The following is a 12950-nucleotide window of genomic DNA, read 5'->3' on the forward strand; positions in this document are numbered from 1 at the left end:
TGAATCAGGAGCGGCGCCCGGTCCTTTTTTTATCGATAGAGATCGCCATGACCACGACCGAACAGCTGAGTGCATTGAGTTCAATCCTGGCTCAAAGCGGTTTGCACAGCCTGTTCCAGCCGATCATTTCTCTCTCGCAGCGACGTATCCTCGGATACGAAGCCTTGAGCCGCGGCCCTTCCAACAGCCCCCTGCACTCCCCGGTCGCCCTGTTCGCGGTGGCCCGCCAGGCCGGGCGCCTGAGCGAACTGGAGTTCGCTTGCCGCCACAGCGCCTGCAAACGCTTCAGCGAGCAGCAATTACCCGGCAAACTGTTCCTCAACGTATCGCCGGAATCCCTGCTGGAAGCGACCCATCAACCAGGCCGGACCCTGCAACTGCTACAGGACGTTGGCATTCCTCCAAGCCAGGTGGTGATCGAACTCACCGAACAGACCCCCATCGACGACTTTCAGCTGTTGCACAACGCCCTGCATCACTACCGGGACATGGGATTTTCCATCGCCCTGGATGACCTCGGCGCCGGTTACTCCAGCCTGCGCCTGTGGTCCGAGCTGCGGCCGGACTATGTAAAGATCGACCGGCACTTTATCGATGGCATCCATCAGGATGCCCTAAAGCGCGAATTCGTCGGTTCGATTCTGCAGATTGCCAAGGCATCCCGCGCCCAGGTGATAGCCGAAGGGATCGAGATGCTCGAGGAACTGGTGGTGCTCAGCGAAATGGGGGTGGATCTGGTCCAGGGCTACTTGCTGTGCCGGCCGCAGGAACAGCCGCCTCGGGATGCCCGGGCAATGATGCCCAAGCATGACCAAACCAGCGTGGCACTCAACGATGAAGGCAGCGACCTAAGCGCGCTGCTCAACGAACAGCCCGCCGTGGCCCGTAATACCCCGACAGCCAACGTGCTGGAAGCCTTTCGCCGGCAAGCCAACCTCAACTCTCTGGCGGTCCTCGACGAACAGGGCCACCCCTGCGGGATCGTCCACCGGCATTCGCTTTCAGATGCCCTGCTCAAGCCCTTTGCTACGGATCTTTTTGCCCGCAAACCCATCAGCCGCCTGATGAATGACGACTTCCTTGCCGTCGAACTCAGCCAGTCCCTGCAACAGGTGAGCCGCCTGATCACCAGTCGCGCCCGGCAACGCATCGAGGAAGACTTCATCATCACCCTCAACGGTCACTACCTGGGACTGGGACGGGTAATAGATGTGCTCAAGCTGATCACCGAACTGAAAATCCAGCAGGCGCGCTATGCCAATCCCCTGACCCTGTTACCGGGCAACGTACCCATCCAGCAATGCCTGACCCGCCTGCTGCAACAAGGGCGAGAGTCAGTGATCTGTTACGTGGACATCGACAGCTTCAAGCCCTTCAACGATATCTACGGCTATGGCCGTGGCGATGAAGTGCTGCTGTGCCTGGCCCAATGCCTGAATGATCGGGTCGACCCGAGTCGTGACTTCGTCGGGCATATTGGCGGGGATGATTTCTTGCTGGTGCTCGGACCTGAAGACTGGCAAAGGCGCCTGAACCAGTTGCTGGACGACTTTCACAGTCAGTGCCGACGCTTCTACCGCAGCGAACACCTGGAAGCCGGTTGCTTTGTCGCCCCCAACCGTCAAGGAGTGCGTCAGGAGTTCCCCTTGCTGTCACTGTCCATCGGCGTCGTGCACTTGTATCCACAGGCTTGTGGACTACTGGATTCCAGCCAATTGGCAGAGCTGGCATCCCAGGCCAAGCATCATGCCAAGAATGTTCAGGGCTACAGCATCCACGTAATCGACAGTTTGGACGCTGCAACCCGCATGGAAAGCGAGGCGCTCACCGAACCGATGCGGGATCGGGATCCGAAGACTGATTCAGCTGCATCAGCTTGAGCTCCGCCAGGGGATGCCCGGCCTTGGCCGAGAGCGTCCACCAACGGCTTGCCTCGGCAGCATCAGGAGCCTTGCTGGCGGAGCCGGCGAGGCTGATCACACCCAATTGATAGGCGGCTTTACCGTCACCAGCCAAAGCCGCCAGGCGCAGCAGGCGAATGCCCTCCTCCCGCGCCCCAAGCCCCTGCCCACGAAAAGTCAGGATGTGTCCGTAAAAACTTTGCGCGTCGACATCCCCCAGATTGGCCATGCGTGCGAATTGCCCCTCCATCCAGCGCCAACTGCGAGGTTCGCGGATAAACCACGGCCAATGAAACAACCGGCGCGCCAGCCAATAGCTGAGTCGTGCCTTGAGTCGCCAGAACATTCAAGCCTCCGCTGATTCGGGGTATTCGTACTCAAACACGCGAACCACTTCCGATGCGTGCCATGAAGCAGCGGCCACGCCATCGGATGGCCCGGAAAAACGTCCCAAGCGCTCCACACACTCAAAGAACCCGGTACGAGGCAAACGACTAGCGCCTTGACTGATCACCAATGAACTGCGCAATGGCTGTTCGGCCCGAGCATCCAGGGCCGCCAGATGCTCCAGCGCGGCCGTCAGGGTTTGCATGGCTGGGCTAGGCAGCTGCAATCGCTCCAGCAATGCCCGGTAGGTTAAAAGATGGCGTTGGCGACGGGCTTGATCCAATTCGCCCAACAGCCCATCCCAGTGCTGACGACTGATCCTTACACTCACGATTGCTCCCTCCACCCCGGCACCGTCAACTCCCAGGCCAGGCTGCGGCGAATCGCAGCGTCGGGTTGACGCTCGCCACTTTCAATCAGGGCCAGGTAAGACGGACTGATACCTACTTTGCGGGCCAGCGCCTCGATGGCGATGCCCTTCCCTTCGCGCAAATTGCGTAGTTGATCCAGGCCCGGAAGACTCTGGGCTGGTGGTGCCGCCTGAGAGGTTGCAGCGGCGTGTGGTTGTTGTTTGGTGAGGCCTGCGGCTGTCAATAAAGCTTGATACTGAGCCCACGGCAGAACCGCATATTCGGGCTCGCCATCGCGTTCAATAATCTGAATATCCATTACTACCCCGTAGGACAACGACTCTTACCGAGTCGGACTTTTCCCTTGAAGTGTAATCCTAACAGCGGCGGCGGTCGCGGGGAGCATGATTGTTGAGAGAGCGAGTCAATCGCTTCAGTTTTTCCGCGGCCCCTCCAGCTGCAGTTGTTCCGGTGTATCCGGCAGGCGTTCAACCACCGCCAGTTTTTCCGGCATCTGGCGGTTGCGCCAGGCGCGGAAGGCACCAAGTTCGTCATCCAGGGTCTTCATCAACCACGCCAGCACGGCGATGTCGTCGAGCATGCCGAATACCGGGAGAAAATCGGGGATCGCGTCCACCGGGCTAAGGAAGTACATCAATCCTGCCACTACCGATAGCAAAGCCTTGGGGCTGACAGCGCGATACTCACCTCGCCAGTAAGCCAGACACAGTGCCTGGAGCAGGCGCAGATCCTCCTTGACCTTGCCCAGACGGCCACCCTGGCTGGCCCCCTTGCTGGCCACGGCAAACAGCAGCGTCGGTAAACGACCGCGGCTCAGCAACCGACCAGCCAGGGGCAGGAAGCGAGCAAAACTCCAAGGTGCTTTCATCATCACTCCACTGAAATGTTATCCACACAAATTGTGGATAACCTTGTGAACAGAGCTATTTTTCACAGCTGAAAGCCCCGTTTCATAAGGGCTTAGCTCAGATCGGGCGTTTTTTACTCACATAAAAAAACCCATAATTTCATTGACTTGGCGGCCTTCACAGACTACCCACCGCCGATACCCAGTTCTGACCACCTACGATGGCGCCGGTTCGGAATATTTACCAGCAGTGGCCCGCAGAAACGACAACGCCCCGTAAAAACGGGGCGTTGCTTCAGGCGCAGAGACAGGTTACTTGGCGGCGTCCTGCTTGGCTGGATCCTTGATACCCAGCAGCTCCAGTTCGAACACCAGAACCGAGTTGGCCGGGATCGACGGGCTTGGGCTTTGTGCGCCGTAGGCCAGATCGCTAGGGATGTACAACTTGTACTTCTCACCCACGTGCATCAGTTGCAGACCTTCAACCCAACCCGGGATGACGCCGCTGACAGGCAGATCGATCGGGCTGCCACGCTCTACCGAGCTGTCGAATACAGTGCCGTTGGTCAAAGTACCGGTGTAGTGAACCGTGACCACGTCAGTCGACTTGGGCTGAGGACCATCAGCCTTCTTCAGCACTTCGTACTGCAGGCCGGAAGCAGTGGTAGTCACGCCGGTTTTCTTACCGTTTTCCTCGAGGAATTTCTTGCCGGCAGCAGCCGACTCTTCACTCATCTTGGCCATGCGCTCTTCGGCACGCTTTTGCAGCGCGGCAAAGGCTTCAACCAGTTCCTCATCCTTCAGCTTCTGTTCTTTCTTGCCAACGGCATCTTCGATGCCCTGGGCTACCGCTTTGGAATCCAGGTCATCCATGCCTTCTTGGGCGAGGCTCTTGCCCATGTTCAGGCCGATACCGTAGGAAGCTTTTTGCGCCGGGGTTTTCAGCTCTACGCTGGTCTGCGAGTCACACCCCGCAAGTACCAGGCTAACCAGGGCCACCGCCGCCGCCAACCGATGCTGTTTCATGCTATTTCCTTGTTCATGCGCCTAAAGGGCAATCGAATAAAGCCGCGAGCTTATCAGGCGACCACGACCAATGGCTACCGGCGTAAGAGTAGTAAATGTCCGATAAGTTCACGTCTTTAAACACGTTTTATGCTTTGGGGAACGCCCGCTCAGGCGGCTCGGTGAGGCGCTGGAACGAGCGCGAATAACCATAGCGCAAGTAATGGCTACTTGCCGCGTCAGAGACGCTCAGGCATAAGGAAAGCAAATTCGACAAGGACGTACATCTTGCGCCTCATCTACCGTGTATTGCTGTTGATTGCCGTGTTGATCGGCATAGCCCTGGCCGTGGTTGTGTACTACATCGCCAACCCCAAGCTTCCCGACTATGTGCCCGTCGAGCAGGTGCACTATCTGGACCAGTGGGACGCCGCCGACCGCCAGACGTACTATTTCACCCCCCAAGGCACTCAGGTCAAAGGCCTGCGCTATGAATGGTTCACCGCCCTGGAGCTGCCCTTCTCCAAGCAGTCCTTTGCAGCGCCGGAGTACCTGGCACGCTTCGGATTCCTGGTTCAGCCCGGACAGAAAGCCACCGCGCAGAATCCCGGCAACCTGCCAGTAGGGTTCGCCCGACACCAGAACCCAGGCAGCCCGGAACAGTACCTGGACATCACCTGCGCCGCCTGCCACACCGGGGAACTGCGCTTCAACCATCAGGCATTGCGAATCGATGGCGGATCGGCGCAACACGTCCTGCCCTCCAGCGTGCCAACCCTGCGCGGCGGCAGCTTCGGCCAGGCGCTGGTAGCCAGTCTGGCCACCACCTACTACAACCCATGGAAATTCGAGCGTTTCGCCCGCAAAGTGCTGGGCGCAGACTATGACGCGCAACATGAACAACTGCGCAAGGAATTCAAGGCCTCGCTGGACACCTTCCTCCGAGTCGCCTGGAACGACACCCATCGTGGCCTCTATCCCACCGAGGAAGGCCCGGGCCGTACCGATGCCTTCGGCCGCATCGCCAACGCCAGTTTCGGCGATGCCATTTCTGCGCAGAACTATCGGATCGCCAACGCCCCGGTGGATTACCCACAACTGTGGGACATCTGGACCTTCGATTGGGTGCAGTGGAATGGTTCCGCACAGCAACCCATGGCCCGCAACATAGGCGAGGCCCTGGGGGTCGGTGCCACCCTCAATCTGTTCGACAGCAACGGCCAGCCCCTCACCGGCGATGCCCGCTACCCGTCCAGTGTGCGGGTTCGCGACCTCAACCATATAGAAGAAACCTTGCAGCGCCTGAAGCCTCCCACATGGCCTGAGGCACTGCTGGGCACTGTCGATAAACCTCTTGCTGCCAAGGGCCGCGACCTGTTCGCCAGCCACTGCGCCGGCTGTCACCTACCGACAGTGAGCGAGAGCAACGGCCGCCCAGTGCAGCAACTGAAGATGCTCCCGGTTTCGGTGATTGGTACCGACCCGAACTCCGCCAGCAACATCGCCGACTTGCGCTATGACCTGAGTGCCCTGCAATGGGACACCGCCGAACTGGCCAAGTCCAACGTCGAACTGCACCCGACGCCCACTGAACCACTTGACCTGAGCCAACTCTCGGCCGCGAAGGGCCTGGCCTATATCACCGCCTTCGTCGAGGAACGTGCCTACCGCGATGCCAAGGTCACTCCCGAGGAACAGCCACGGCTGGATGGCTATGGCCTGCCGATCGGCGTACGGGAGCTGCGTGCCTACAAGGCCCGGCCACTGGCTGGGGTCTGGGCGACACCGCCTTACCTGCACAACGGCTCGGTGCCCAACCTGTATCAACTGCTTTCGCCGCAATCCGAACGCTCCACCACCTTCTATCGAGGCACCTTCGAATACGATCCCAAGCACCTGGGCTATCGCCCGGAAGCCTTCAAGAATGGCTTTGAATTCGATACCCGCATCAGCGGCAACCACAACAGCGGCCACGAATTCCGTGCCGGCCAGCGTGGCAACGGCGTCATCGGCCCTCTGCTGCAACCCGAAGAGCGCTGGGCGCTGCTGGAATACTTGAAAGTGCTAGGCGGACCGCTGGAGTCACAACTGCCATGAAACTCGATCTCGCAAGAAAACGACCGTCACTGCTGGCCAGGCTCTGGCTAAGCCTCGGTGCATTGCTGGGCAAGACTCTGTTGTTGCTGGCCGGCATCGGCCTGCTGGGTTGGGCCCTGGGCAGCGCCTGGTTCGCCTGGCAGCACCGTGGTCCGGTGGCAGTGCAGGAGCAGATTCCCGCCGATGAAGCCGCACGCACCCAGGACATCATCCAGACCGCCGTACGCATCGTCGATCAACACCGCGAAGGCACGCGCTACCTGCGCGATGCCCACGCCAAGGCTCATGGCTGCGTGAAAGCCGAGGTCCAGGTGCTCAAGGACCTGAATTCGGAACTGCGCCAGGGTGTATTCGCAAACCCCGGCCAGATCTGGCAAGCGACCGTGCGTTTGTCCAACGGCAATGCCTATCCGCAGTTCGACAGCATTCGCGATGCCCGCGGCATGGCGATCAAACTGCTGGATGTTCCTGGGCAACAGCTGATCCCCGCGGAATCGGCGCGACGCGAGCAGGACTTCGTGATGTTCAATCATCCGAACTTCTTCATCAGCGATGTGGCGGAGTATCAACAGAACATTGCCGCCCAGGCGGATGGCAAGAAAGTCGGCGCCTTCTTCCCTGGCTGGGATCCTCGCAGTTGGCAGATCCGCCATCTGTTCATCGCCTTGGCCACGTTGTCACCAGCACCAGCCAGCCCGACCCAGACGACCTACTTTTCGGTCTCGCCCTACAAGTTCGGTAACGCCAACGCCAAGTTCCGGGTCATGCCGGACCCGGACAGCTGCCCGGCCTACAACTTGCCAGCGCAGAACCAGGACCTGCCCAACTTCTTGCGCAGCGCACTGACCCAGCAGCTCTCCACCGATCGGATGCCAGCCTGCTTCGTGCTGCAGATCCAGCGCCAGGATCCGAGCCGGTTCATGCCGATCGAAGACACCAGCATCGAGTGGAAAGAAAGCGACGCCCCGTTTGAAACCGTGGCCCGATTGACGATCCCCGCCCAGGACTTCGACACTCCTGCGCAAAACCTCGCCTGCGACAATCAATCCTTCAATCCCTGGTTCGGCATTGAGGCCCATCGCCCTATCGGTGGTATCAACCGCTTGCGCAAAGCGGTCTACGAAGCTGTCAGTGACTACCGGCACAGCCGTAACGCCGAGCAGTAAGCCCTGAAACAAGAAAAGCGGCCTGCGGGCCGCTTTTGGGGGTGCCAGATTTGCCTAAAGCCAAACCCCAGATAGCAAAAAGCCCGCGTTAGCGGGCTTTCCGTGATGACCTGGCGTTCAGTGTTCCAGGTTATCGAATATGGCGCAGCGGACGGGACTCGAACCCGCGACCCCCGGCGTGACAGGCCGGTATTCTAACCGACTGAACTACCGCTGCGCGTAGCGTTGAAAGTAAGTGGTGGGTGATGACGGGATCGAACCGCCGACATTCTGCTTGTAAGGCAGACGCTCTCCCAGCTGAGCTAATCACCCTTTACCTTCGTTGCGGGGCGCATTATGCCACAGAAATTCTTAAAGTGTTGATTTAATTGATAATTTTATCAAAAAAATCTGAATTCCCATGAAATGCCGCACTACCCACAAACTCTTTACAGCAAAAAGCCCGCGCTAGCGGGCTTTCTGTGGTGACCTGGCGTTCAGTGTTCCAGGTTACCGAATATGGCGCAGCGGACGGGACTCGAACCCGCGACCCCCGGCGTGACAGGCCGGTATTCTAACCGACTGAACTACCGCTGCGCGTAACACTGAATGCGAATGGTGGGTGATGACGGGATCGAACCGCCGACATTCTGCTTGTAAGGCAGACGCTCTCCCAGCTGAGCTAATCACCCTTCACGTTCGGTGTGGCGCGCATTCTACGGAGCAGCCCCCACTCTGGCAAGCACTTTTTATAATAATTTTTTCAGGCCTTCCAAAGGCTTAGCGAAGGGTTGGCCTGAGCAGCAGCGAAGAGAATAATGCCCTCCTTTGTATAAAGGAGAGATTCACCCCATGTGGTTCAAAAACCTGCTGATCTATCGCCTGACCCAAGATCTGCCTTTTGATGCTGAGGCGCTGGAAACTGCACTGGCGACCAAACTGGCGCGCCCCTGTGCAAGCCAGGAGTTGACCACTTACGGTTTCGTCGCCCCTTTCGGCAAAGGTGAAGACGCCCCGCTGGTGCACGTCAGCCAGGACTTCATGCTGGTGGCAGCGCGCAAAGAAGAACGTATCCTGCCTGGCAGCGTGGTGCGCGACGCGGTGAAGGAAAAGGTCGAAGAGATCGAAGCCGAGCAGATGCGCAAGGTCTATAAGAAGGAGCGCGACCAGATCAAGGATGAAATCATCCAGGCGTTCCTGCCCCGGGCCTTTATCCGCCGCTCCTCGACCTTCGCCGCCATCGCCCCAAAACAAGGGCTGATTCTGGTCAACTCCGCCAGCCCCAAGCGCGCCGAAGACCTGCTCTCCACTCTGCGTGAAGTCCTCGGCACCCTGCCAGTACGTCCACTGACCGTGAAGATTGCTCCGAGCGCGATCATGACCGACTGGGTCAAGACCCAGAAAGCCGCCGACGATTTCTTCGTCCTTGATGAGTGCGAACTGCGCGATACCCATGAAGACGGCGGCATCGTGCGCTGCAAGCGCCAGGACCTGACCGGCGAGGAAATCCAGCTGCACCTGAGCACCGGCAAAGTGGTCACCCAACTGTCCCTGGCCTGGCAGGACAAACTGTCCTTCATGCTCGACGACAAGATGGTGGTCAAGCGCCTGAAGTTCGAAGACCTGCTGCAGGATCAGGCGGAACAAGACGGCGGCGATGAAGCCCTCGGCCAGCAGGACGCCAGCTTCACCCTGATGATGCTGACTTTCGGCGACTTCCTACCGGCGCTGTTCGAGGCCCTGGGTGGCGAGGAGATTCCGCAAGGCATCTGACGCCTTGCTCCAATAGCCGCCCCGCTATAGACGCCACCGCCTTCGGTGGCGTTTTCACATAATAAGGAACAGGTCATGCGAGCACTGGCTGCACTGAGCCGCTTTGTCGGCAACACCTTCGCCTACTGGGTACTGATCTTCGCCGTCCTGGCATTCTTCCAACCCGGTTGGTTCATCGGCCTCAAGGGCGCCATCGTGCCGCTGCTGGGCCTGGTGATGTTCGGCATGGGCCTGACCCTGAAACTCGAAGACTTCGCCGAAGTGGCCCGTCATCCTTGGCGCGTCGCACTGGGAGTGGTCGCGCACTTCGTGATCATGCCCGGGGTGGCCTGGCTACTCTGCCAGGCCTTCCATCTGCCGCCGGAAATTGCCGTCGGCGTGATTCTCGTGGGTTGCTGCCCCAGCGGCACCTCGTCCAACGTCATGACCTGGCTGGCCCGGGGCGACCTCGCCCTGTCGGTGGCCATTGCTGCAGTCACCACCCTGCTCGCGCCACTCTTGACCCCTGCGCTGATCTGGCTGCTGGCTTCGGCCTGGCTGCCGGTGTCCTTCATGGAACTGTTCTGGTCGATCCTGCAAGTAGTGCTGCTGCCGATCGTGCTGGGCGTGCTGGCCCAGCGCGTGCTGGGCCATCGAGTACAACATGCAGTGGAGGTACTGCCGCTGGTTTCGGTGGTGAGCATCGTCATCATCGTCACCGCCGTGGTGGCGGCCAGCCAGGCAAAAATCGCCGAGTCCGGACTGCTGATCATGGCGGTGGTGATGCTGCACAACAGCTTCGGCTACCTGTTGGGCTATTTCACCGGCCGACTCTTCAAGCTGCCATTGGCACAACGCAAATCCCTGGCACTGGAAGTCGGCATGCAGAACTCCGGCCTGGGGGCCGCCCTGGCCAGCGCCCACTTCTCTCCACTGGCGGCAGTACCCAGCGCCCTGTTCAGCGTCTGGCATAACATCTCCGGGGCCTTGCTCTCGACCTACTTCCGCGGCATGAGGGACAAAAGCGAGCAAAAACTGGAAACACAACGAGTCGGCAACCGAGCTGAAAACTGATCGACCGAGCCGCATTGAGCAGTATACTGCGCAGCGCGAGGACGACCTCGCGACTCAATCGAGTGACTTATTTGTGGGGACGACCCCATCAACCGATGAGGTCAGCATGTCCTGGATCATTTTGTTGTTTGCCGGTTTGTTTGAAGTGGGCTGGGCTGTCGGCCTGAAGTACACCGACGGTTTCAGCCGTCCGCTGCCCACCGCCCTGACCATCCTCGCCATGGCCATCAGCCTGGGCCTGCTCGGTCTGGCCATGAAGGAGCTGCCCCTGGGCACGGCCTACGCCATCTGGACCGGGGTCGGTGCCATTGGCACGGTGATCGCAGGGATCATCCTGTTCGGCGAATCCATGGCCCTGGTGCGCCTGGCCAGCGTGGCGCTGATCATCGCCGGCCTGGTGGGTTTGAAAGTCAGCGCCAGCTGACCGCCGCCGCACAGTAATGAAAACGCCCGCAATGCTGCGGGCGTTTTTGTATTCACTGCAATCCTAGCGACGACTGCCGCGCAACTGCCCCACCAGCGCCTGCAACTGCGCGGGTTCGGTGGCCTCCACGCTTACGACTGGCCCGGCCACCAAAGTCACTCGTGACCAGAAGCGATGGAAGAACCCTTTGTTCGGGTCGCGACTGAAGAAGCTGCCCCACAAGCCCTGCAGTGCCAGGGGAATCACCGGCACCGGGGTCTCTTCGAGAATCCGTGTCAGGCCGCCCTTGAACTCGTTAATCTCACCATCGGCAGTCAGCTTGCCCTCGGGAAAAATGCACACCAACTCACCGTCACGCAGATACTGGGCAATACGTTTAAAGGCCTTTTCGTAGATTTCCAGATCTTCATGCCGTGCAGCGATAGGAATGGTACCGGCGGTGCGGAAGATAAAGTTCAGCACTGGCAGGTTGTAGATCTTGTAGTACATCACGAAGCGAATCGGCCGGCGCACCGCGCCGCCAATCAACAAGGCATCGACGAACGACACGTGGTTGCACACCAGCAACGCCGCCCCTTCATCGGGGATCTGCTCCAGATTGCGATGCTCGACGCGGTACATGGAATGGCTGAGCAGCCAGATCATGAACCGCATGCTGAACTCGGGCACCACTTTGAAGATATAGACGTTGACCGCGATGTTGAGCAGCGACACCACCAGGAACAGATGGGGAATGGTCAGCTTGACCATGCTCAGCATGACGATGGAAACAATCGCCGACACCACCATGAACAGCGCATTGAGAATATTGTTGGCAGCAATTACCCGGGCCCGTTCATTCTCCGGAGTACGCGACTGGATCAGCGCATACAGCGGCACTATATAGAAGCCACCGAATACCCCCAGCCCCAGCACGTCGAACAACACCCACCAGGCATGCCCGAAGCCCAGCACTTCAAGCCAGCCATGACCATTGACACTCTCCGGGATACCACCGGAATGCCACCACAGCAGCAGGCCGAATACCGTCAGGCCAAAGGAGCCAAACGGTACCAGGCCGATCTCTACCTTGCGCCCCGAAAGCTTCTCGCACAGCATCGAGCCCACCGCGATACCCACCGAAAACACAGTGAGGATCAGGGTCACCACCGTCTCGTCGCCGTGCATCCACTCCTTGGCATAGGCGGGAATCTGAGTCAGGTAGATTGCCCCGACAAACCAGAACCAGGAGTTGCCGACAATCGACCGCGACACCGCCGGTGTCTGCCCCAAGCCCAGACGCAAGGTGGCCCAGGACTGACTGAAGATGTTCCAGTTCAGGCGCATGTCCGGGGTTGCAGCAGCCGCCCGTGGAATGGCCCGACTTGCCAGGTACCCCGACACCGCGACGCCCAGGATGGCAACCGAGACAATAGAGGCGTAATGAGCCGAGGACATCATGATCCCCGCGCCGATGGTCCCGGCCAGAATCGCCAGGAAAGTCCCCATTTCCACCAGGCCATTGCCGCCCACCAGTTCCTCTTCACGCAGGGCCTGGGGCAGGATCGAATATTTCACCGGGCCGAACAGCGCCGAATGGGTACCCATGGCAAATAGCGCCACCAGCATCAGCCAGAGATGGTCGAAGACGAAGCCCACCGCTCCCACGGCCATGATCGCGATCTCCCCCAGCTTGATCAGGCGAATCAGCGCATCCTTGGCGAACTTCTCACCGAACTGCCCGGCCAGGGCCGAGAACAGAAAGAACGGCAGGATGAACAGCAAGGCACAGAGGTTGACCCAGATCGAGCGATCACCCTCGATGCTCAGCTTGTAGAGAATGGCCAGGATCAACGACTGCTTGAAGATGTTGTCGTTGAAGGCGCCGAGGGATTGCGTGATGAAGAACGGCAGGAACCGCCGCTTGCGGAGCAAAGTGAACTGCGAAGGGTGACTCATCTTCCATGT

At 59.4% G+C, this 12950-nt stretch carries 12 protein-coding genes and 4 tRNA genes; 6 read left to right on the forward strand and 10 right to left on the reverse strand.

All coding sequences use genetic code 11. From position 1 onward, the window contains the following. The first annotated feature begins 47 nt into the window (after positions 1-47). A complete protein-coding gene (locus PFZ56_RS27330; protein ID WP_110651489.1) occupies positions 48-1880 on the forward strand; it encodes a bifunctional diguanylate cyclase/phosphodiesterase in 1833 nt (610 codons plus the stop codon). Here the strand turns inward: PFZ56_RS27330 and PFZ56_RS27335 are convergent. From PFZ56_RS27335 to PFZ56_RS27355, 5 genes are all read right to left on the reverse strand, one after another. Then, positions 1825-2247: a sel1 repeat family protein gene (locus tag PFZ56_RS27335; RefSeq protein WP_110651488.1), complete on the reverse strand. Its 423-nt coding sequence runs from the start codon at positions 2245-2247 to the stop codon at positions 1825-1827. The genes PFZ56_RS27330 and PFZ56_RS27335 overlap by 56 nt on opposite strands. After that, positions 2248-2619 carry a hypothetical protein gene (locus PFZ56_RS27340; RefSeq protein WP_003179080.1) on the reverse strand — a complete coding sequence of 124 codons (372 nt, stop codon included), beginning with the start codon at positions 2617-2619 and terminating at the stop codon, positions 2248-2250. After that, on the reverse strand, positions 2616-2957 hold the full coding sequence (locus PFZ56_RS27345; protein WP_102860777.1) for a helix-turn-helix transcriptional regulator: 342 nt from the start codon (positions 2955-2957) through the stop codon (positions 2616-2618). Before PFZ56_RS27345 ends, PFZ56_RS27340 begins: the two co-directional genes overlap by 4 nt. A 114-nt stretch (positions 2958-3071) precedes the next feature. Then, positions 3072-3527, reverse strand: a complete 456-nt coding sequence (locus PFZ56_RS27350) for a YkvA family protein (protein WP_102880528.1) — start codon at positions 3525-3527, stop codon at positions 3072-3074. A gap of 291 nt (positions 3528-3818) precedes the next feature. Beyond that, entirely contained in the window at positions 3819-4532 is a 714-nt protein-coding gene (locus PFZ56_RS27355; RefSeq protein WP_102860775.1) for an FKBP-type peptidyl-prolyl cis-trans isomerase, read from the reverse strand. A gap of 267 nt (positions 4533-4799) precedes the next feature. On the opposite strand from PFZ56_RS27355, the gene PFZ56_RS27360 reads away from it, so the two are divergent. Further along, positions 4800-6608: a di-heme-cytochrome C peroxidase gene (locus PFZ56_RS27360; RefSeq protein WP_170001899.1), complete on the forward strand. Its 1809-nt coding sequence runs from the start codon at positions 4800-4802 to the stop codon at positions 6606-6608. Beyond that, entirely contained in the window at positions 6605-7774 is a 1170-nt protein-coding gene (locus PFZ56_RS27365) for a catalase family protein (RefSeq protein WP_262379382.1), read from the forward strand. The genes PFZ56_RS27360 and PFZ56_RS27365 overlap by 4 nt, the downstream gene beginning before the upstream one ends. Positions 7775-7914: 140 nt before the next feature. Here the strand turns inward: PFZ56_RS27365 and PFZ56_RS27370 are convergent. The 4 genes from PFZ56_RS27370 to PFZ56_RS27385 form a co-directional block, all read right to left on the reverse strand. Then, positions 7915-7991: transfer RNA gene (locus PFZ56_RS27370), tRNA-Asp, on the reverse strand. A 19-nt stretch (positions 7992-8010) separates the two neighbouring features. Continuing rightward, positions 8011-8086 (reverse strand) — tRNA-Val (locus PFZ56_RS27375). 187 nt (positions 8087-8273) lie between these two features. Further along, positions 8274-8350, reverse strand: a tRNA-Asp gene (locus PFZ56_RS27380). Positions 8351-8369: 19 nt separating this feature from the next. Then, a tRNA-Val gene (locus tag PFZ56_RS27385) sits at positions 8370-8445 on the reverse strand. 160 nt (positions 8446-8605) lie between these two features. Here PFZ56_RS27385 and rdgC point away from each other — a divergent pair. The 3 genes from rdgC to sugE all read left to right on the forward strand — a co-directional run bounded on the left by rdgC (position 8606) and on the right by sugE (position 11003). Next, positions 8606-9526, forward strand: coding sequence for a recombination-associated protein RdgC (gene rdgC / locus PFZ56_RS27390; RefSeq protein ID WP_016967448.1), 921 nt, complete (start codon positions 8606-8608; stop codon positions 9524-9526). Between the two features lie 75 nt (positions 9527-9601). Beyond that, a complete protein-coding gene (locus PFZ56_RS27395) occupies positions 9602-10579 on the forward strand; it encodes a bile acid:sodium symporter family protein (protein ID WP_110651486.1) in 978 nt (325 codons plus the stop codon). A gap of 106 nt (positions 10580-10685) precedes the next feature. Further along, positions 10686-11003 (forward strand): quaternary ammonium compound efflux SMR transporter SugE, encoded by a 318-nt coding sequence (sugE, locus tag PFZ56_RS27400; RefSeq protein ID WP_016967450.1) that lies wholly within the window; start codon positions 10686-10688, stop codon positions 11001-11003. A gap of 63 nt (positions 11004-11066) precedes the next feature. Here the strand turns inward: sugE and PFZ56_RS27405 are convergent, their stop codons facing one another. Further along, a complete protein-coding gene (locus PFZ56_RS27405) occupies positions 11067-12941 on the reverse strand; it encodes an MFS transporter (RefSeq protein WP_110594679.1) in 1875 nt (624 codons plus the stop codon). Positions 12942-12950 lie beyond the last annotated feature (9 nt).

The organism is Pseudomonas danubii, assembly GCF_042980055.1.
GTDB classification, from domain to species: Bacteria; Pseudomonadota; Gammaproteobacteria; order Pseudomonadales; family Pseudomonadaceae; genus Aquipseudomonas; species Aquipseudomonas danubii.